Below are 20,558 nucleotides of genomic sequence, written 5' to 3'. Positions count from 1 at the left end.
GAAAGCACTCGAAAGAAGAGAGGTTGGCCGCGACTTTACTGAGGTAGTTTGCAGATATTTCTTTCCAACCCGTCAGGAAAGGTTTCTCTGGCGATAACAGTACCTCCAAGCGATTCAACCAGATGCCTTGCAGCGTGGTTATCATCTTTTATATGGGTTTCGACGATTGACCAGCCAAGATCATTATATCCGTATTGAATAGCGGCAATCGACGCCTCTTTGGCGTAACCTTTCCTGCGGGCGGATGATATAATCCACGAAGTTAATTCCGAACGCGGATAGCCCGCCGGCCACCATAATCCGCAACTTCCAACCATTTCACACGATTGCTTTTCGATTACAGCCCAGCGGCCATAACCTCTCAGTGCCCAGTGGCCGATATCAAGCGCCAAATTCCGCCAAGCCTGACCGGCATTACGTGGTCCGCCATACCCTGCCGATGCCTTTTCGTCGGCAAAAAACTTTCATAAACCGGCAAATCTGCCGGTTTTGGGCCGCGAAGAATTAACCGATCAGTCTCAATCTCAGGAATCAAAAGGCACACGTCTCACTTTAACGAAAAGCACATTGTCATCGGGTATCGTGACGTTTCGATGTAATCAAATAAAATGGTTGATCTTGCCGCCATTGGCTGTGAATACGGCCCGAATATTTAGCCATTCACCTTAAATGGCGGTTGGATTGAAAAGCTGTGTTTTGGAGCCCCCTATGATTATCACCCATCTTGTCACCCATTCCGGTGGCTTTCATGCAGATGAATTATTATCTTCTGTCGTGCTTACACAGCTTTACCCGCAAGCAGAACTCATCCGTAGCCGCGAACAGCAATGGATTACGCCATCTGCCGACAAGATCATCTTTGATGTTGGCGGAGATTACGATGCCAAAGCCCAAATCTTTGACCATCACCAGCGGCCAAATCCGCAACGCGAAGATGGACAGCCCTTCAGTTCGTTCGGCTTGATATGGAAGCACTATGGACGCGCATATCTTGAAGCCATGGATGTGCCGGCTGATGACATTGAGCAAATTCACGAAAAATTCGATGCCAAATTCGTTCTGCCAATTGACCTTTTGGACAATGGCGCAATCGAACCGTCAGTGGCAGGGCCGCTGTCCAATTTAACATTACCTGCGCTTTTAACGAGCTTGAAACCGGTTTTTGATGATCCGTCACCAACGGCCGATGACGGTGCGTTTTTTACTGCCCTGCCTATCGCACGCCAATTTGTTGAAGCTTTCGTCCATACGCTCAAAGCAAAAGCCAGAGCGCAAAGTATCGTATTAAAAGCCATTGCTGAAACTGGTGACTCACCAATACTGGAGTTGCCAACCGGCATGCCACACCTGTCAGCACTGGAAAAAACCAAAGCCGATCACATCATGTTCGTTGTTAATCCACGCGGGAATGAATGGACATTGAACGGCATAAAATTGTCAAACGATACATTTGACCAGCGCGCCGACCTTCCTGCGTCTTGGGCAGGGCTATCAGATGCAGCGCTGGAAGAAGCGTGCGGCGTGAAAGGCGCTAAATTTTGCCACAACGCACGCTTTCTAGCGGTCGCAGACTCCCGTGAAGCGATCATGAAAATGGCGCAAATTGCGGTGAAAGAATTAAAATAGTTATAGCAGTCAACCTATTAGTCTTTGCCGCTTGTGCACGCTAAAGCGCGTGGTTATCGTGAAATTGCCGCAATTATTAGTAATGCATCAAATTAGGTTGGCATTAAAATAGCTTAGCTCGTTAATAAAACATTTCTTAAATTGTGATAACTCACAATAAATTGTATTATTGAAAGGTTGTTTGACGCGTACTAATTTTGCTACATCACGACGGCATTTGATACGCCTGATTTGTTTGGAATTTATTTTGAAGCTCGCTTTTAAATCTTTTGGACTCGCTATGACAGGCATATTGCTTTCAGGCTGCGTCAGCAGCGTGCTGGACGTGCCTGTTCGCGGCGAAATAAAAGTTCCTTCCAAGCTGATTGCACAGATGAACAAGAAGTCCATGTCAAATGGCAGTCCTGTTCTCATCCGAATTTTTAAACAGGAAAGCGAGCTTGAACTTTGGAAGGTTGATAAGACAGGCAAATATGCGTTGCTCAAAACCTATCCAATGTGCCGGTGGTCCGGCAAACTTGGACCGAAGAAAAAAAGCGGTGACCGGCAAGCGCCGGAAGGATTTTATCACGTATCAACCGCATTGCTGAACCCGAACTCTGCATACTATTTATCGTTTAATCTCGGCTATCCGAACAGATTGGAAAGAGCTTTGGGATATACGGGAGATGCGATGATGGTTCATGGTGCCTGCTCTTCTGCGGGCTGTTTTGCCATCACGGATGAACAAGTCGCTGAAGTATACGCCGTTGTCCGTGACGCTTTACGACGCGGCCAGAAAAACTTTCAGGTTCAGGCTTATCCGTTCCGAATGACCAAAGCCAATATGGCCCGCCACCGCGGCAATGAGAATTACGCATTCTGGCGTGACTTAAAATATGGCTACGATATTTTCGAAAGAACCCGCCAGCAGCCTTATGTGGGTTATTGTGAGGGGCGTTATATGTTTGGTGAAGCAGCACTTAGCTATGAAGGAAAATCACCTTTGGCAGCCTGTGCTGATGACAGTCTCGTATCTGCAATTGCAAGTGAGAGAACATTCGGTATGGAAGCGGCAATATCGATGGAAGGGTCTTTTGACGCTGAACAGGCACCCGCTCCCCTTGCCTATGAAGATGGCGGTATGCACATCAGCTTCCGCAATATTCTTGAAAATAAAGGCCATAAACATTTGGCAGAGAAAACATCTGTTAAATCTGTACCGGTTAGTCGCCCCAAGGCGGCATTGGCCGATCCGCATACGCCGGAAGAATAAGCCAATAAGGCATTGATAGCGTTTATTTCCTAAGCGGCGCTTCGCACAGGTGTAGCGCGTCAGCGCTGGTTTAACATGTCGTGGCGTTGCCGGATATCATCGGGCCACGTACTTTTTATATAGGAAAGAACCGCTACAATTTGCTGGTCCGAAAGAATGCCTTCATAAGCGGGCATAGCCGAATCATAATTCTTCAGATTCGCCGCTTTAGCGACGCCAAATTTAGTAATATCAAATAATGTCTTATCTGGGTGATGCCACGTATGGCCGGTATCATCATGAGGTGGCGCGGGCAGCCTTCCGTTCGCATCCGGACTTTTCCAATCCGCAACCTGCCCTTCTAATTTCGCGCCGTGGCATGACGTGCAATTCTCAGCGTAAACTACTTTTCCCTCAGAAACATAAGCAGCATCATCCGGTCGTAAAATAGCAACCGGCTGCTCTTCAAGTTGGTGCAGCCTGACAATTGCAATGCCCACTAGAAGAAGCGACAGACTGCCCGCGAGAATCAAGAACTGTCGTCTTTTCACGGGTAGAAACAATCAGGTAACAATTAGTACCGACCCTTTTGGCACACGCGAATAAAGGTCAATAATATCCTGATTCATCAACCTTACACAGCCACTGGAAACAGCCTTACCGATTGTCCAGTATTCTGGAGAACCATGTATTCGGTAAAGTGTGTCCACATTCCCCTGGAAGATATAAAGCGCCCGAGCACCCAGCGGATTATCTAGTCCGGGCGGCATGCCGCCGTTCTCCGCGCTCCACTTTTCAAGTTCCGGCTCACGGGCAATCATTTCAGCAGGCGGTGTCCATTTAGGCCATTCCTGCTTCCAAGCAATTCGCCCCTCACCTGACCATGAAAAACCGGCACGGCCCAAACCAACGCCGTAGCGCATCGCTTTGCCGCCCTCTTGAACAAGATAAAGAAAGAAGGAACTTGTATCGACAATGATCGTACCGACCGGATATGGCGTCGTATAATCAACCTGACGGCGCCAGAACTGCTGTGGCACTTTTTCCAGATCAACGGCCGGGACTGGAAACCGTTCTTGCGGCATAGGGCCATAAGCTGCAACATAACTTGGCGCGATAGAAGGTGTTTTCGGCGCCTCAGGCACCGGATTCAATGTGTCAATGGTTGAACATCCGGTAACGGCAAGCCCCAATAGGCTTGCCGATCCGGTCAAAAATTTCCGTCTTTGAACAGGTTTAAAGTTATAACTCATTGATCCTTACCAGCTTCAAAAAACACTGTGGGTTGCTCACCCGAACGGTTGGTGAAAGCATACACAGTATATCGGGCATTTTCATCATCACCCATTCCCAAAGAGCCCATCGGCATTCCCGGTGTTGAAATACCTTTGATCTCCGGCCGTTCAGAATGAAGTTTTTCTATTGCTGCAAGCGGAACATGCCCTTCCAGAACATATTTCCTTTCGCCGCCAAGAACCGCAGTGTGACATGCTTCCAAATCCGTTGTGATACCGGCTTGCTTCTTGATCTGGGATAAATCCTCAAGATCATTTACTTCAACTTTGTAACCAGCCTCTTTCATCGCATCGACCCAGCTTTCGCAGCAACCACACCACGGTGTCTTAAAGACAGTCATGGTCCGGTCATCATTTTCACTGGCAGCATGCGATATGGCGCCCAACGGCAGAGTTGTCATGACCATAGAAGCCAAAATTGCGATGTTCTTTGAATTTCTCATTTTTCTTCCTTTTTAACGCTTGAGCAGCATGCCCTATTCATGAATTTGTGCATGATAAAATGCATCACAAAACAGCCTGAGATTGGTGCTAAAGCAGCCAGTTTTGTGCCTAGGCTTTGACCCTCGGGAATTGAAAAGAAGACAATTGCGCCACCGACAATCATCGGTACACAACATGCAATCATCAACTTATTCATGGCTTTACGGTGTTTTACTGCTCGCGTGTTATTGGTTTCATTGAGCGCATAAGCATCCTTGGTAGAACTATATGGCGATAATTTGTTTTCTGAGGGTCCGTTCATATGACAACCACCTTTGTACCCACCGGAACACGTTCGTATAAATCTTCGACATGTTCATTGACCATACGAATACAGCCGTTTGAAACTGATCGCCCAATGGAAGAAGGATCGGTGGTGCCATGAATACGGTAAAGCGTATCGCGATTGTTGCGGTAAAGATAAAGCGCGCGTGCGCCCAGCGGATTGCCGGGCCCGCCTGGTACGCCACCTGCAAACTTGGCGTATTTCGAAGGTTCACGGCGAATCATGTTCTTTGTGGGTGTCCACCGTGGCCACTTCGCTTTTCGGCCAACGGATGCTATTCCTCGAAAAGCCAACCCGGCCTTGCCAACACCCACACCATAGCGGCGGGCCTTACCGCCACGAAGTTGCAGGTACAGAAAATAATTGTGCGGATCGACAATAATCGTGCCCGGCGCATAACCTGAAAAGGCTACGGTTTGCGGGTGAAATTCCCGACTGAGCTTTACTATCTTATGTGCCCAAGTCGGCAATGCGGGTGAAAATGCTATGGTTGTTAAACCAAGCAATAAATAACGTCTTGTAAGCATGACTTACCCTCTATTTCAAAAATCGGATGTAGCGCCGCTATCGGCGCTAAAATCTGATTAAATGAAAATTGGGGGTCTAAAATGTGCGGAGGCCGTTTCTGAAACGAGACGGTCATTTGCGACATTTGGATATCGGACCGCATGAGCATCAAAATAGATGCCAGAATGATAAGCAAATACTGGACAATCCAAAAAGCAGTGGGCACCGGCGTGATGCATAGCATTCATCGGCATATCACAACAACCAGACTCTATATTCTGCATGCCAGCGTCACTGAGAATCGTTGCAGCATGGCTAGGCTCATTGTGTTGGGCGAACGGCATTTGCAACGGCAATAATGCCATTGTTAAAACCAGAACCATCAATGTAGCTACAAAACCACGCATATTCCTCTCATACACCGCCCCTTTGAAGTTTTCCAGAGACATCAGGTCACAGGCGAAAACACATTTGTTTGATCACAACATCGATTGATCAATAGCATTATAAAACAGACACTTAGTATTCAATAGTCGGCAGTTAGAATGCACGAGGTTGAACCACTTGCTTGCGAAGCCAGCTAGTAAATGAAGCTGAAAGTGGCAGATTTTGCCCCATAGGCGTTGCTACAAAATAACTTTTCGCTGTGTCGGTTGTCACATCTGCCAACTGGATTAGCTGGCCGTCATTGAGTTCGGGTTCAATCAGATAGGTTGGTAAAATCGCCGCGCCCATTCCGACAAGTACGGCAGAGATAACAAGACTGAATTGATCGAAAGTGCTTCCCCTGCGTAGTGTTGACCCGTTTTCGCCCACGCTTAGCGCAAACTCTTCCCACAAATGACCCCGTGAAGATAAATGCAAAAGCGGCATGTTCAGCACATCCATCGGTTCTGACACATCATAGCGTGCAACCAGATCAGGCGCAGCAACAGCAACCAGTGTTTCCGGACATAGAGGAGAAAGCTGGGCGCCCGGCCAGTCCCACCCGCCAAAATGAACCGCAACATCGATTTGTTCTTTATGTAAATCAAATGGCTCGGAACGGCTATACACCACCATTTCCAACCCGTTATGCATATTGCGAAATTCCGGCAATCGGGGCACTAACCAGCGTGCCGCAAATGTCGGCGGTGCGGCAATTGCCAAAACTTGCGGCCCAGTTCCAGCGGCAACAGCATGGCGCACCGTCCGGCGAAGCCGCTCCAAATCATCACACACGGCATCAGCCAGTGCCCGCCCTGCGCCGGTTAATCGTACACCGCGGCCTTCGCGCCGAAACAAAGGCGCGCCGATTTGATCTTCCAGTTCTTTTACCTGCCGGCTAACCGCGCTTTGCGTCAGCCCCAGCTCTTCTGCCGCAGCGGTAAAACTCTCCTGCTTGGCAGAGGCTTCAAAGCATCTCAATACAGCAAGTGTCGGTAGGCGCTCGGATTGTGCCATGAATAACCCATTCGTTTTGTGAATGAATAAATACATATCGCAGATATTTATTGCAATGTGAATTGTGCTTACGATCTTGCCAAACAGGGAAGAGTTCACATGCAAAACATCGCGATTCTGGGGTTGGGTAAAGTCGGCACGCTGGCAGGCGAACTGCTGCATGATACGGGCTTTAAAGTAACAGGTATCGACAATCGCGCTATTACGGGCCTGCCCTTTGAAACCAAAGCCGTGGATGTGTCTGACTTGGAAGCGCTTAAAAATGCGCTATCCGATATGGACGCTGTTCTGTCTTGCCTTCCTTATTTTCTGAATATTGGCGTTGCCCAAATCGCCCATGATCTGGGTTTGCATTATTTTGATCTGACCGAAGATGTGCCGACAACCAAAGCAATTTTGAAACTCTCTCAAACGTCCCAAGGGTTGATGGCACCGCAATGCGGCCTCGCACCGGGCTTTGTTGGCATTGTAGGCGCTGACCTCATTGCCAAATTCGACGAATGCCGCTCATGCAAAATGCGTGTCGGCGCACTGCCGCAAAACCCGACGGGTCTTATGGGCTATTCCTTCAACTGGTCACCGGAAGGTGTCGTCAATGAATATCTCAATGATTGCGAAGTGCTCGAAAACGGTGAAACCAAGTGGGTTTCCCCGATGGAGTGGGTTGAGAAAATCGTCATCGGCGGCATAGAGCTGGAGGCATTCACCACCTCGGGCGGTCTGGGCACGATGTGTGAGACATACGCCAAAACAGTACCAAACATGGATTATAAAACCATGCGGTACCCCGGCCATGTCGACCTTATGAACTTTTTCTTCCATGAACTATTAATGCGCGACCGCCGCAAGGAAGCTGGTGAAATTCTCGTCAATGCCAAGCCGCCGGTCAGCGATGACATCGTTTATATTCATGTTTCGGCGGAAGGCACAATTGAAGGACGTCTGGAACGCCGTGAATTTGTTCGAGGCTTAAAGCCGCTGGAGATTGCCGGTAAACACCGTACCGCGATTGCTTGGACAACCGCATCATCGGTGGTCGCAGTTATCGAAATGGTGCGCGATGGCGCATTACCGAACCAAGGCTTTCTTAAACAGGAAGACATTTCGCTGGCTGCGTTTTTAAAAACAGCCAACGGGGCGCGCTATGCTGGATAGTGTAAGTGCGTTCCAACGCGCAAAACGCATAAACGGCATAGAGATTTCGCAGATTGTACAAATCTCCGAAACGGCCGCTCAGATGCGTAGCAACGGAACCGATGTCATTGCCTTATCAACCGGCGCACCGGACTTCCCTACGCCTGACTTTGTGATTCAAGCCGCCCATAATGCCGCTCTCGCCGGACAAACCGGCTACACGGCAACAGCCGGAACAAATGAACTACGCGATGAAATTGCAAGGCAAAACAATGCCTCCCGCGATCAGGTAATCGTGTCCACCGGTGCCAAGCAGGTGTTGGCCAATGCCATGCTTGCCACATTGGATGAAGGTGATGAAGCTATTATTCCAACACCCTATTGGACCTCATATTCCGATATAGTTGCAATGGCGGGCGGGAAAGCCATTACGGTGCCCTGCCCGATGGCTCAAGGCTTCAAAATAACACCTGCATCGTTGGAAGAGGCAATCACACATAAAACGCGGTGGTTGATGCTCAATTCACCGTCCAATCCGTCCGGTGCCATTTATACAAAAACTGAAATTCGCGCCCTTGCCGCTGTCTTGCAAAACCATCCGCATGTTTGGGTGCTGGCCGATGAAATCTACGAACATCTAAGCTATGCGCCATTTGTCAGTTTTGCAGCCGCAGCACCGGAACTGGCAAACCGCACCTTGATCGTCAATGGTGTTTCAAAAGCATGGGCCATGACCGGCTGGCGTATTGGATGGGGCGTGGGGCCAGCGCCTTTGATCCGCGCCATGACAGCCGTTCAAGGGCAAGTCACCTCCGGCGCATGTTCGATCAGCCAAGCGGCAGCACTGGCTGCCCTAACCGGCGATAGACAATTACTGACAGACCGCCTGCAAGACTTCGATACACGGCGCAAATTGGTGGTTGCCGGATTAAACGCTATGACAGGCATCACATGCCCTGAACCTGACGGTGCATTTTATGTTTTTCCCAACATCGAGGAAATGATGGCCAAAGGCGGTTTTAAGAGCTGCAGCGACGCCTGCAACTGGCTGCTCGAAAAAGCACATATCGCCATTGTTCCAGGGTCAGCCTTCGGGCTGGCCGGACATGCCCGCATTTCTTTCGCTTACAGCCAAAGCGATCTCAACAATGGTTTGTCGCGCATAGCCGACGCCCTCAAAAAACTACGCTGACAAGCGCCCTTATCTAGGAGAGTAATCATGGATCATACCACAGTATTGAAAAACCTTGGTTTTACAGACGCTGAACTGACAGGCGGCACACATGTTGTGACCTCCCCCATTGATGGCGCAGAAGTTGCAAAAGTACACGAAACTACGCTCGCGGACGTGCCGGCGATCATCGCAAAATCCCAGGCAGCATTCAAAGCATGGCGCACATTGCCTGCGCCCCGCCGCGGTGAATTGGTGCGTTTGCTCGGTGAAGAGTTACGCACATCAAAAGATGCGCTTGGTGCTTTGGTCACCTTGGAAGCCGGCAAAATCACTTCTGAAGGCTTGGGCGAAGTACAGGAGATGATCGATATTTGTGACTTTGCCGTGGGGCAGTCACGCCAGCTATACGGCCTTACTATTGCTTCTGAGCGGCCCGGCCATAAAATGTCGGAGACATGGCATCCGATGGGACCATGCGGCGTTATTTCCGCCTTCAACTTTCCGGTTGCCGTCTGGTCGTGGAACACTGCCCTTGCCCTCATTTGCGGCAATCCGGTCATTTGGAAACCGTCTGAAAAAACACCCCTGACAGCTATGGCGTGTGCCAAAATTCTTGAGCGTGCCATTGCCCGCTTTGGGGCTGATGCACCGGATGACCTGCACCAATTACTCATTGGCGGGGCTGATATTGGTGCCGCATTGGTGGAAAGCAAAGATGTGCCGATTGTCTCAGCTACCGGTTCAACCCGTATGGGCAGCATTGTCGGGCCAAAAGTCGCTGCCCGCTGGGGACGCTCCATTCTCGAGCTTGGCGGCAATAATGCGATGATTGTCGCGCCGTCCGCTGATCTGGAAATGGCCGTGCGCGGCATAGTCTTTTCTGCTGTCGGCACAGCCGGACAGCGCTGTACTTCATTGCGCCGTTTGATCGTGCACAAATCAATTAAGTCGGAACTCGTGGAGAAGTTGAAGGCCGCCTATAGCAGCCTTTCTGTTGGCGATCCGCGAAACAAAAACACGCTGGTTGGTCCGTTGATAGACGAGGACGCATTGTCAGCGATGCAAAATGCACTTGAAAATGCCATAGCTGAAGGTGGAACTGTTCATGGCGGCGAACCGGTAACGCAAGGCGTACCGGCAGGTGCATACGCAGCGCCCGCTTTGGTCGAAATGCCAAGCCAAAGCGATACAGTGAAAACCGAAACCTTTGTGCCAATTCTCTATGTCATGGAATACGACACATTGGATGAAGCAATCGCAATGCAAAACGATGTGCCACAGGGTCTTTCATCCTGTATTTTCACTCTCAATATGCGCGAGGCGGAAACATTCCTATCCGCAACCGGTTCAGACTGCGGTATCGCCAATGTCAATATCGGCCCGTCAGGCGCCGAGATTGGCGGCGCTTTTGGCGGCGAAAAAGAGACAGGCGGCGGGCGTGAGAGCGGATCGGATGCCTGGAAAGGCTATATGCGCCGCCAGACATCTACCGTGAATTACTCAGCTAAACTGCCGCTCGCACAAGGCGTATCATTCGACATTTAAACCTATCGGTCTGGCTCATTTAGCAATGCCAGACCAACCCTTCAGGAATTACTATGACGGCCCATATTCACCCCGATGAAATTCGCACGCTTTTTTCTCAAGCCATGTCGGATATGTATCGCAAAGAAGTGCCGCAATACGGCACCCTTATGGAACTTGTGCGTGATGTGAACCATGCGACACTTCAGGCTGATCCGGCATTAAAATCGCGGCTGCGAGCGGCGGGCGAGTTGGACCGGCTTGATGTGGAACGTCACGGCGCAATCCGTCTTGGAACGGCGCAGGAATTAAAAGCAATCCGGCGCATGTTCGCAGTCATGGGCATGTATCCGGTAAGCTATTATGATTTGTCTGTAGCCGGAATACCGGTCCATTCAACCGCATTCCGCCCAGTCGAACAGGCTTCGCTGCAGCGAAATCCGTTCCGCGTATTCACATCGCTTTTGCGGCTCGATTTGGTAGAGAACCGCGCGCTAGCCGAAAAGGCAGAACATATTCTCAACAAGCGCCAGATTGTAACAGATGGCGCATTCAAACTGATTGAAATTGCAGAAAAACAAGGCGGCCTGACGCAGCAACAAGCAAATGATTTTGTCCGCGAAGCTTTGGAAACCTTTCGCTGGCACCGCGATGCAACTGTTGACACTGAAACCTATACACAACTGGTTGAAGCGCATCGCCTGATAGCAGATGTGGTGAGTTTTAAAGGCCCGCACATTAATCATTTAACGCCCCGGACATTGGATATTGATACTGTACAAACACAAATGCCGCAGCGTGGCATTGCGCCTAAAGCAGTCATTGAAGGTCCGCCCTCACGTAAAACAGATATTTTGCTGCGTCAGACATCCTTTAAAGCGCTGGATGAAGAAGTGGTTTTCCAAGGTGTGACCGGAAGCCATACAGCCCGTTTTGGCGAAATTGAACAACGCGGAATTGCACTTACACCGGCAGGCCGCGCTTTCTATGATAAAGCGATCACGGACACCCGTGAAGCGGCCGCGAAATCCGGCGGCGAAAATTATACATCACTGCTAAAAGCGGCTTTTTCCTCCCTGCCGGACGATTTAGAAACCTTGCGCCAGCAAGGACTGGCATTCTTCAGCTACCGTGCGGGCAATAGAAAAGTGGCAAACAAAGCCGCCAATATATCTGAATTGATCGCGTCCGGCGCGCTTATTGCAGACCCACAAATTTACGAGGATTTCCTGCCCGTCTCCGCCGCTGGCATCTTCCAGTCAAACCTGGGCGCGGAAGATCAATCCAATTTTAGCGCTGCTTCCAATCAGGATGCTTTTGAAGATGCACTAGGTGCAAAAGTTATCGACGAGATGGCGCTTTATAGCCGGATCGAAGCAGACAGTCTTGCGATTGCTCTAACACAACTCGGGCAAAACCATTTGCTGCAAGATCAAGCGGCAGCTTAAACCGGCCTGTGCATTTTGCTTATACGAAACGCTGCTTAGTTTATGACCAAACCGTCATAGCACGGCTCCACATGGTCCGGCGTTTCATCAAGTACAGTCTGATAGTCGAGCGGAATATGCATATGAGTAAGATAGGCGCGTTTTGGCTTTAAACGCTCAATGACTTGCAATGTTTGCTCAAGAGAGAAATGGCTTGGATGCTCGCGATACTGCAAGGCATCAATGATCAGAACATCTAGATCTGACATTTTTTCGAGCGTTGCCTCTGGAAAGGCAGACACATCAGAGCAATATGCAAAATCGTCAATGCGGAAACCGAGCGAATGAATACTGCCATGTTGTTGAACCAACGGAATAAATTCTAAAGCGCCGCCTGCTCCATGAATTGTAAACGGCGTATCGTGAGCAATTTTGTGAGGGTGCAAAATAGGCGGATAAGAACTGCCGACTGGCGTCTCAAAGCAATATGCAAAACCGTCACGCAGACGTTCCATTGTCAAATCATCGGCATAAATATCCATGCGTTGTTTTTGAGAAATCACAAATGTACGCAAGTCATCAATGCCGTGCACGTGGTCAGCGTGCGCGTGGGTGTAAACGACACTGTCCATATGCGAGACTTTAGCGGCAATCATCTGCGCACGAAAATCGGGGCCGGTATCAATACAAACGGTTGTTTTTTCACCGCTGTCCGCAATTCTCTCAATCAAAGCAGAAGCGCGCAGACGTTTATTCTTTATATTGTTAGGATCACAATTGCCCCAGTCACCGTTAAGACGCGGCACACCTGGCGATGAACCGCAGCCCAAAATGGTCATCTGTAGTTTGCCGGGCCTATCAACCATCGTGACGCGGCACCTTGGAAAACAGACGGTAGAAATTATCGGTTGTTTGCGCGGCTATAGTATCAAACGAGACGTTAAGCGTTTCCGCCAACACTTTGGCCGTATTAACGACAAAAGCCGGCTCATTGCGCTGACCGCGATGCGGCGGCGGCGCGAGATAAGGCGCGTCCGTTTCCACCAGCAATTTGTCCATTGGCAAACACTTGGCAATATCGCGGATTTCCTGACTGTTTTTGAAAGTCAAAATACCCGAAAACGACACATAGCCGCCAAGCTCGATGCCGCATTCCGCAAGCGCCTTACCAGACGAGAAACAATGCAGAACAAACGGAAACGCGCCGTTTTTTGCTGTTTCATCGCGCAGAATTTGCATCATATCTTCATCGGCTGATCGCGCATGGATAATTAATGGCAGGCCGGTTTCGCGCGCCGCATCGATATGACGAACAAGCCCGGTTTTTTGCGCATCTACAGGCGCATTATCATAAAAATAATCAAGCCCGGCCTCGCCGATTGCCACGACTTTGGGATGGTTGGCATGCGCCAACAGATCTTTAGTCGTCACGTCGAGTTCTTGATCGGCATTGTGCGGATGCGTGCCAACCGAACAATAAACATCATCATAAGCATCTGTGATTGCCAGAATTTTATCAAACTCGTACACACGCGTCGAAATCGTTACCATACGTACGAGACCGGCTTCGCGTGCCCGCTCGACAACAGCATCCAGTTCAGGCGCAAAATCAGGAAAATTCAAATGGCAATGACTGTCAACAATTGCAGACATTAAGCTTTTGTCTCCACATGTCGGGGAAACACGCCCTCAGGTTTTGGCAGCGCCGTGCCACCAACAAGCGCATCTTCAATATTGGCAAATTGACGCTGGTCGTTTGGCACCGCCACAAGGTCGAGCAACTTGCCTGCCGATTCCGGCATGATCGGCTGGCACATGATCGCGATACGGCGCACCGTTTCTGCAACCGTGTAAAGCACTGTCGCCATACGAGCCGGATCGGTCTTTTTAAGTCCCCATGGCGCCATTGTGTCAACATAGCGGTCACCGGCGCTCACGACATCAAAAATGGCCTCAAGCGCCTTGTGTATCTGCTGCTTGTCCATTGCTTGACGCGCAGTATCCAAAGCCGGAACACAAAGTTCAATCAGTGCTTTATCTTCAGCCTGCAAATCACCTGCTTCGGGCAGAACACCGTCGAGATTTTTCGCAATCATCGAGAGCGAACGCTGGGCCAAATTGCCAAGTCCGTTGGCAAGGTCGGCATTGGTGCGTGTGATAATCGCATCGTGGCTATAGGAACCGTCATTGCCGAACGGCACTTCGCGCATGAAGAAATAACGCACCTTATCAAGCCCGTAGAGGTCCACGAGTTCAAACGGGTCAATCACATTGCCCACCGATTTGGACATCTTTTCACCCTTGTTGAAAAGAAAGCCGTGCGCGTAAATCCGTTTCGGCAATTCCACACCGGCTGACATCAAGAAAGCAGGCCAGTAAACGGCATGAAAACGAATAATATCTTTACCGATAATGTGTGTCGCCGGCCAGTAGCCCCAATCAGCCCCCTGCTCGTTCGGATATCCGGCCGCAGTTAAATAATTGGTCAGCGCATCAACCCAGACATACATGACGTGATCATCATTGCCCGGCACCGGAATGCCCCAGTCAAATGTCGTGCGTGATATGGACAGGTCGCGCAAACCGCTCTTTACAAAGCTCAACACTTCGTTTCGGCGCTCTTGTGGCGCAATAAAATCAGGGTGCTGCTCGTAATATTCAATCAGCTTTTCGCCATAGGCAGAAAGCTTGAAATAGTAGCTTTCCTCTTCCACCCATTCCACTTCGGAACCTAGCGGTTCGCGGCGCACACCATCTTCACCGATTGTCGTTTCACTCTCATCAAAATAGGCTTCCTGACGCACAGAGTACCAGCCGCCATAAGTATCAAGATAAATGTCGCCATTAGCTTCCATCTTCTTCCAAAGCGCTTGAGCAGCCTTGGCGTGACGTTCTTCAGTCGTCCGGATAAACTCGCGGTGCGAACAGCCAAATGTCTCAACCATCTTTTGGAATACGGCAGCGTTTTCATCAGCCAGTTGCTGTGGTGTGATGCCACGTTCTTCGGCCGTGCGCTGCATCTTCTGGCCGTGCTCGTCAGTGCCGGTCAGCATGAAACTATCTTTGCCGTCGAGGCGCTGGAAACGTGCCAGCACATCGGTAGCAATCGCCGTATAAGCATGTCCGATATGCGGAACACCATTTGGGTAGAAAATAGGTGTCGTGATGAAGAATTTATCGCTCATAAGCTACAATCTGGTCATATTGAAATTTGTAGCCGTGCTTTAGAACAAATCATCCCGAATTGAAATTGCAACTTGCTCAAAATTTTGGAGATATTTGGCGGTATCTTTGTCAGCCAACCGAGAATTTTCTCTTTAATCGAGGTTTCGCTTCTATGCCGTATGCAACAAGGAATGCACCTTGTTGGCCATAATCAGAAACTCTTGTTTGCGGTCAAGATTGAACCCGTCGGCAATGTGTGCACGCTCACCAAACTCTTCATCAAAACGCGCAATCTGTGCGGCGCGGTGAATATTACCATTATTAGCGGCTTGGATAGCGGCTTGTTGTATTGCTTCAAACATCATGTGACGCAGCAAAATATTGTGCGTGTCACTTCCCCGCGCTCCGGCTACGTCCGCAAGTTTGTGTGCACGCGCAGTATCAAACTGGTCCGCATTTAAAAAAGCATCCAGATTTTCTTTAAGTTCCAGCCCGCCATTCAGCGCCATCAACAGTGCATAGCGAACAGAACCACCTGACAAAGCTGTAAGCTGAGGCAGTTGGTCCGCATCAAGGATTGACCCCGCAGCCATATCTAAAACGGCACGGACCTGTGCGTCATCCAAAGGTTGAAATCTGACAACCTGGCACCGCGAACGGATGGTTGGAAGAATGCCGCCTAATCCGTGACAAACCAGCAAAAACAATGTATTAACAGGTGGTTCTTCAAGTAATTTTAGAACCGCGTTTGCAGCATTGCGGTTCATATCACCAAGACCGTCGATGATGATGACACGTTTCTCGCCTGCTGATGATGTCATACCCAAAAAGCGCTGCAAGCGGCGCACTTCATCAACAGTGATGACTGTCTTGAACCCTTTACCGTCATCCTTTTTCGGCCGCGTCAAATAAAGCATATTCGGATGCACATTTTGCGCAATCTGACGGTAGGTTGTAGAGCCTGAATCGCAACTATAGAGCGTCTGCGCGCCCGTCAAAGACACATCACCAAGAACAGCATTGGCCGTTAGAAAGGCAGCCGTCGCCTTTCCAATCCCTCTTTCGCCATCAAGGATCAGTGCATGATGCCCGCCGGAAATGGCAGAAAATATCTGTTCCATTGAAGGCTCGTGGCCGATCAATGATGTCGCAGCACAAGGCGGCGCAATCTCATCAAGGCTATCAAAAAACTCAGGATACTCTATCTCTTGCACAGACATTAGCTGCTCTTTGCCCGCCGGTCATAAGCTTCAGAATTTTCTGGTGTAAGGTCGACCTCAACAACAATCGTGCCGTCTTCAAGCGCTTCACGATCGCGTACAATTCCATTCTCATAAAGCCAAGCGACATCAGAAAACCGCGCAGGAGAAATCTCCAAACGGCGCGAAACAAGCGATCCGGCAATTTTCTGCTCAATAAGTGCTAGAAGATCAGGCAACCCTGAACCGTCAAGCGCGCTGACAGCAACCTGATTGAGCGCTTCACCTTTACCGGGCTCGATACGCTTTTGCAGAGCTTCCCGATCTTCCGGTTCCAACGCATCAATCTTGTTCCAAACTTCAATAACGTGGGATTTGTCTTCCGGATCAATATCAAGATCTTTTAAGACCTGTTGCACATCATCGGCCTGCGCGGATGCAGCGCTGTCTGACGCATCATGAACATGCAGTACAAGATTTGCCTCCTGCACCTCTTCAAGTGTCGCACGGAAGGCGGCGACCAGATGTGTCGGCAAATCCGATATGAAACCCACTGTGTCGGATAGAATAACCCACGTACCGCTCGGCAATTGAACGCGGCGCAGCGTCGGGTCCAGTGTTGCAAATAGCATATCCTCGGCATGGACATCCGCGCCGGTCATTCGGTTAAAAAGTGTTGATTTACCGGCGTTTGTATAGCCGACAAATGCAACGACAGGCAGCGGGATTTTCTTGCGCTTAGAACGGTGAAGCGTGCGCGTGCGGCGCACAGCCTCCAAATCACTTTCAAGACTTTTAATTTTATCACGCAGAATTCTGCGGTCCGCTTCAATCTGCGTTTCACCCGGGCCGCCCAGAAAGCCCGCGCCACCGCGCTGGCGCTCCAAGTGGGTCCACGAGCGCACCAGCCGCCCGCGTTGATAATTCAAATGTGCAAGTTCAACCTGCAGCGTGCCTTCTTTTGTGCGGGCACGGCGTCCGAAAATTTCAAGAATCAGACCTGTCCGGTCAAGCACCTTCGCATGAAGCTCTTTTTCCAGATTGCGTTGCTGCACTGGTGTTAGAGCATGGTCGATGACCACGAGTTTGGCTTTTTCGGCTCTTACGATTTCAGCCAGTTCTTTGACCTTACCCGAACCAAGCAGTGTCGCGGGTCGCGGTTTTGCAACACTGACAACGGCCGAATACGCAATCACAAGATCGATGGCGAGCGCGAGGCCTTCAGCTTCAACAAGTCTTTCAGCGGCACTCCGCTCTATTGCGCCGCTGGCAAAGGTCGATTTTGCCTGATTGGTTTGGGTTATGTCGGGCGCAATAACAATCGCGCGTGTTGGCTCGATCGCGTGATCAAACGAACCGCGAGGACCTTTGGCGTCATCCGCGCCGTCAATATCATCAAATATGGAGCCGATTACTCGTCGCCTTGATTAGCCGTTTCACTTTCAAACATCTGCACAGGCTGGCCTGGCATGATCGTTGAAATAGCATGCTTATAAACAAGTTGCGCATGACCGTCACGCCGCAACAAAACACAGAAATTATCAAACGAAGTGACAACACCTGTCAACTTGACGCCGTTTACAAGGAAAATTGTCAGGGAAATTTTTTGCTTTCGGACCGCGTTTAAAAACTGATCCTGTAAGTTTTGTGATCTATCTGCCATTTTCTTACCGTGTAACTTGAGCCTCGATTAAAGCTCGTAGCATTGAATTGCCATGTATAAGCATATTTTCAGTTCCCACCAGTACGTCAACGTCAATTGCAGTACCTTTTGTGCGAAAACCTTCAAATGCCCTATCTATAGACAGATATTTTTTCCACTTCGAGGCGAAATTGGCTGCGCAGTTGTTCAGTTATTGACCCAGGGTGACCATTGGCTACAGAATCACCGTCAATCGAAATAACCGGAATTAATATTGTTGTCGCAGCGGTTATAAATGCTTCACGGGCATTTTTTGCCTCTTCGACAGAAAACGGGCGTTCTTCAAATTTTAAGCCCAGCGTTGAAGCAGCATCAATTGCGGTTGCGCGGGTGATACCACGCAAAATGCCATGATCAGCGGGGCGTGTGACCAATGTACCGTCTTGGGTAACAATCCACGCATTGGTCGAGCCACCTTCTTTGACCATGCCATCAGCATCAACAAACCATGCTTCAGCAGCGCCCTGCTCTTTCGCCTTTTGTTTTGCCATCACATTGGGCAGCAAACCAACGGTCTTGATATCGACACGATCCCAACGGTTTTCTGGAACGGTAATTACACCAACGCCGGTTTTTAATTTCATTTCCGCGATTGCCGGATCACTCCGGCGCGCGGTGATCACAAGCGCTGATTTGGTGGCCGGTTCGGGAAAGACATGATCACGCTTGGCAACCCCGCGCGTTACCTGAATATAGACAAGCCCGTTGCGCACACGGTTGCGCACCACCACCTCTTTAACGATATGTACGAAAGCCTCTTTATTGACCGGCCACGCCATCTGCAATTCACTCAAAGAACGGTTCAGGCGCTCAAGATGGCGTGTCATATCGATGATATAGCCATCGGCTATTTCACAAACCTCATAGACGCCGTCGGCGAATTGGTAACCGCGATCCTCAATATGCACCGCCGCTTGATTGTGCGGCACATAACATCCGTTGACATAAGCGATACGCGACATGGTAATTCCCTTCCAAGGGCTTAGAAAAATTCAAGGCTAACGCGGAATAGCTGCTCAACGCTTTTAATGGCAGATGTTTTCGCAAACATGATCACGCGGTCATTTGCTTTGACGATGGTCTGGCCATCCGGCTTGAGCACCACACCTTCGCGATAAATTGCGCCAATACGCACATCTTCCGGCAAATCTTGTTCGCGTAGCGGTTTGCCGACCAGCGGCGAGGTTTCCAAAGCTTGCGCCTCGATAACTTCAGCCTGTCCTTTTTGCACTGAATGGACCTGACGAATCCGTCCGCGGCGCATATGCTGCAACACGCGCGAAATCGTGACCGCACGCGGGTTGATTTGCGCATCAATACCCAGTGCCGACGTAAAGCTTTGATAGGAAAGGTCGTTTATCAACGTCATGGTTGATTTACAGCCCAATCTTTTGGCCATCACCGATGATAGAACATTGACCTGATCATCATTGGTGAGCGCCACCATGAGATCGGCATCCTGCACATCTGCCTCACGTAAAATTTGCTGATCAAGGGCGCTACCATGTAACACGATGGTGCGCATCAATTGGTCAGCAACATCAACCGCTCTCGTACGGTTTGCTTCAATAATTTTTAGATTGGCTTTAATGGCCGATTGCTCAAGCTTGGCGGCCGCATAAAGCCCGATATTGCCGCCGCCGGCAAATACAATACGGCGTGCCTGTGTTTCCTGATGGCCAAACAGAGCCAGCGTTCTGCGAACTTGCCCTTTGACCGAAATCACATAAACAAGATCACCGGCAAAAAGCTGGTCGCTTGATTTTGCAACAAACAGTTTATCGTTACGCCAAACACCGGTTACTGTTGCGCCTAGGTCCGGAAAAAGCTCGCTCAACTGGCTAAGTGGCGTATTGATAACCGGACAATCCTCGCGGCATTCAATCGCCATCATGGTGACGTTTTCATCAGCGAATTGTACGACGTCTGTCGCACCCGGCAGCGCGATACGTTTTAGAACAACCTCTCCAACCTCACGCTCCGGCGAAATAATGACATCGATTGGCAAATTATCGCGGCTGAACATGTCGCGGTACTGGTCTTGAAGGTAGGACTGCGCACGAATACGCGCAATTTTGGTCGGCACATCGAACAATGAGTGCGCAACCTGACAGGCGATCATGTTCACTTCGTCATAAAGCGTCACGGCAATAATCATTTCAGCATCGTTTGCTCCGGCAGCAGCCAGCACATCCGGATGCCCGCCATGCCCGACGAAACCGCGCACATCCAGCGTATCGCGAACCCGTTGTATCAGCGTTGCAGACGTATCAATGACGGAAACATCATTGTCTTCCGCCGCCAGTCTCTCCGCGATACCGTAACCGACTTGTCCGGCGCCACATATAATTACCCGCAT

General features: G+C 49.9%; 21 protein-coding genes and 1 pseudogene. 6 read left to right on the top strand and 16 right to left on the bottom strand.

Annotation, left to right across the window (positions count from 1 at the left end):
• Positions 1-35: 35 nt before the first annotated feature.
• A pseudogene (locus tag SU32_RS08825) lies at positions 36-446 on the bottom strand (GNAT family N-acetyltransferase); the annotation flags it as partial.
• Positions 447-708: 262 nt separating this feature from the next.
• Here SU32_RS08825 and SU32_RS08820 point away from each other — a divergent pair.
• Positions 709-1,626, top strand: a complete 918-nt coding sequence (locus SU32_RS08820; protein WP_053998988.1) for an MYG1 family protein — start codon at positions 709-711, stop codon at positions 1,624-1,626.
• 280 nt (positions 1,627-1,906) lie between these two features.
• A complete protein-coding gene (locus tag SU32_RS08815) occupies positions 1,907-2,881 on the top strand; it encodes a L,D-transpeptidase family protein (RefSeq protein ID WP_053999073.1) in 975 nt (324 codons plus the stop codon).
• A 59-nt stretch (positions 2,882-2,940) separates the two neighbouring features.
• On the opposite strand, the gene SU32_RS08810 is transcribed toward SU32_RS08815, so the two are convergent.
• From SU32_RS08810 to SU32_RS08780, 7 genes are all read right to left on the bottom strand, one after another.
• Positions 2,941-3,360: a c-type cytochrome gene (locus SU32_RS08810; protein WP_245625512.1), complete on the bottom strand. Its 420-nt coding sequence runs from the start codon at positions 3,358-3,360 to the stop codon at positions 2,941-2,943.
• A 63-nt stretch (positions 3,361-3,423) separates the two neighbouring features.
• Positions 3,424-4,113 carry a L,D-transpeptidase gene (locus SU32_RS08805; protein ID WP_053998986.1) on the bottom strand — a complete coding sequence of 230 codons (690 nt, stop codon included), beginning with the start codon at positions 4,111-4,113 and terminating at the stop codon, positions 3,424-3,426.
• Positions 4,110-4,598: a DUF411 domain-containing protein gene (locus tag SU32_RS08800; protein WP_053998985.1), complete on the bottom strand. Its 489-nt coding sequence runs from the start codon at positions 4,596-4,598 to the stop codon at positions 4,110-4,112. Before SU32_RS08800 ends, SU32_RS08805 begins: the two co-directional genes overlap by 4 nt.
• On the bottom strand, positions 4,595-4,900 hold the full coding sequence (locus SU32_RS08795) for a hypothetical protein (RefSeq protein WP_053998984.1): 306 nt from the start codon (positions 4,898-4,900) through the stop codon (positions 4,595-4,597). Before SU32_RS08795 ends, SU32_RS08800 begins: the two co-directional genes overlap by 4 nt.
• Positions 4,897-5,451 carry a L,D-transpeptidase gene (locus SU32_RS08790; RefSeq protein WP_144421084.1) on the bottom strand — a complete coding sequence of 185 codons (555 nt, stop codon included), beginning with the start codon at positions 5,449-5,451 and terminating at the stop codon, positions 4,897-4,899. Before SU32_RS08790 ends, SU32_RS08795 begins: the two co-directional genes overlap by 4 nt.
• Before the next feature lie 57 nt (positions 5,452-5,508).
• The gene (locus tag SU32_RS08785) at positions 5,509-5,838 is read right to left on the bottom strand and encodes a hypothetical protein (protein ID WP_053998983.1); all 330 of its coding nucleotides are present in this window, start codon (positions 5,836-5,838) and stop codon (positions 5,509-5,511) included.
• A 133-nt stretch (positions 5,839-5,971) separates the two neighbouring features.
• Positions 5,972-6,874: a LysR substrate-binding domain-containing protein gene (locus SU32_RS08780; RefSeq protein ID WP_053999071.1), complete on the bottom strand. Its 903-nt coding sequence runs from the start codon at positions 6,872-6,874 to the stop codon at positions 5,972-5,974.
• Between the two features lie 99 nt (positions 6,875-6,973).
• On the opposite strand from SU32_RS08780, the gene SU32_RS08775 reads away from it, so the two are divergent.
• The 4 genes from SU32_RS08775 to hglS are packed head-to-tail and all read left to right on the top strand — an operon-like array spanning position 6,974 to position 12,154.
• On the top strand, positions 6,974-8,029 hold the full coding sequence (locus SU32_RS08775; protein WP_053998982.1) for a saccharopine dehydrogenase family protein: 1,056 nt from the start codon (positions 6,974-6,976) through the stop codon (positions 8,027-8,029).
• Positions 8,019-9,200 carry a pyridoxal phosphate-dependent aminotransferase gene (locus tag SU32_RS08770; protein WP_053998981.1) on the top strand — a complete coding sequence of 394 codons (1,182 nt, stop codon included), beginning with the start codon at positions 8,019-8,021 and terminating at the stop codon, positions 9,198-9,200. Before SU32_RS08775 ends, SU32_RS08770 begins: the two co-directional genes overlap by 11 nt.
• A gap of 27 nt (positions 9,201-9,227) precedes the next feature.
• Positions 9,228-10,727: an L-piperidine-6-carboxylate dehydrogenase gene (gene amaB / locus SU32_RS08765; RefSeq protein WP_053998980.1), complete on the top strand. Its 1,500-nt coding sequence runs from the start codon at positions 9,228-9,230 to the stop codon at positions 10,725-10,727.
• Between the two features lie 53 nt (positions 10,728-10,780).
• A complete protein-coding gene (hglS, locus tag SU32_RS08760; protein WP_201454905.1) occupies positions 10,781-12,154 on the top strand; it encodes a 2-oxoadipate dioxygenase/decarboxylase HglS in 1,374 nt (457 codons plus the stop codon).
• Between the two features lie 35 nt (positions 12,155-12,189).
• On the opposite strand, the gene SU32_RS08755 is transcribed toward hglS, so the two are convergent.
• The 8 genes from SU32_RS08755 to trkA all read right to left on the bottom strand — a co-directional run bounded on the left by SU32_RS08755 (position 12,190) and on the right by trkA (position 20,558).
• Positions 12,190-12,999, bottom strand: coding sequence for an MBL fold metallo-hydrolase (locus SU32_RS08755; protein WP_053998978.1), 810 nt, complete (start codon positions 12,997-12,999; stop codon positions 12,190-12,192).
• Positions 12,992-13,786, bottom strand: coding sequence for a TatD family hydrolase (locus tag SU32_RS08750; protein WP_053998977.1), 795 nt, complete (start codon positions 13,784-13,786; stop codon positions 12,992-12,994). The genes SU32_RS08755 and SU32_RS08750 overlap by 8 nt, the downstream gene beginning before the upstream one ends.
• Positions 13,786-15,318, bottom strand: coding sequence for a methionine--tRNA ligase (metG, locus tag SU32_RS08745; protein ID WP_053998976.1), 1,533 nt, complete (start codon positions 15,316-15,318; stop codon positions 13,786-13,788). The genes SU32_RS08750 and metG overlap by 1 nt, the downstream gene beginning before the upstream one ends.
• 150 nt (positions 15,319-15,468) lie before the next feature.
• Positions 15,469-16,518, bottom strand: coding sequence for a DNA polymerase III subunit delta' (locus SU32_RS08740; protein WP_053998975.1), 1,050 nt, complete (start codon positions 16,516-16,518; stop codon positions 15,469-15,471).
• Positions 16,518-17,837 (bottom strand): GTPase HflX, encoded by a 1,320-nt coding sequence (hflX, locus tag SU32_RS08735; RefSeq protein WP_053998974.1) that lies wholly within the window; start codon positions 17,835-17,837, stop codon positions 16,518-16,520. Before hflX ends, SU32_RS08740 begins: the two co-directional genes overlap by 1 nt.
• A 71-nt stretch (positions 17,838-17,908) precedes the next feature.
• Positions 17,909-18,160: an RNA chaperone Hfq gene (hfq, locus tag SU32_RS08730; RefSeq protein ID WP_053998973.1), complete on the bottom strand. Its 252-nt coding sequence runs from the start codon at positions 18,158-18,160 to the stop codon at positions 17,909-17,911.
• Between the two features lie 131 nt (positions 18,161-18,291).
• Positions 18,292-19,161 (bottom strand): D-amino-acid transaminase, encoded by an 870-nt coding sequence (locus tag SU32_RS08725; protein WP_053998972.1) that lies wholly within the window; start codon positions 19,159-19,161, stop codon positions 18,292-18,294.
• A 20-nt stretch (positions 19,162-19,181) separates the two neighbouring features.
• A complete protein-coding gene (gene trkA / locus SU32_RS08720) occupies positions 19,182-20,558 on the bottom strand; it encodes a Trk system potassium transporter TrkA (protein ID WP_053998971.1) in 1,377 nt (458 codons plus the stop codon).

Origin of the sequence: Ahrensia marina (genome assembly GCF_001293565.1) — a bacterium.
In the GTDB taxonomy this organism is placed as follows: domain Bacteria; phylum Pseudomonadota; class Alphaproteobacteria; order Rhizobiales; family Rhizobiaceae; genus Ahrensia; species Ahrensia marina.
The sequence above is the reverse complement of the archived record's forward strand: the minus strand, read 5'-3'. Positions and strand labels throughout refer to the sequence as shown.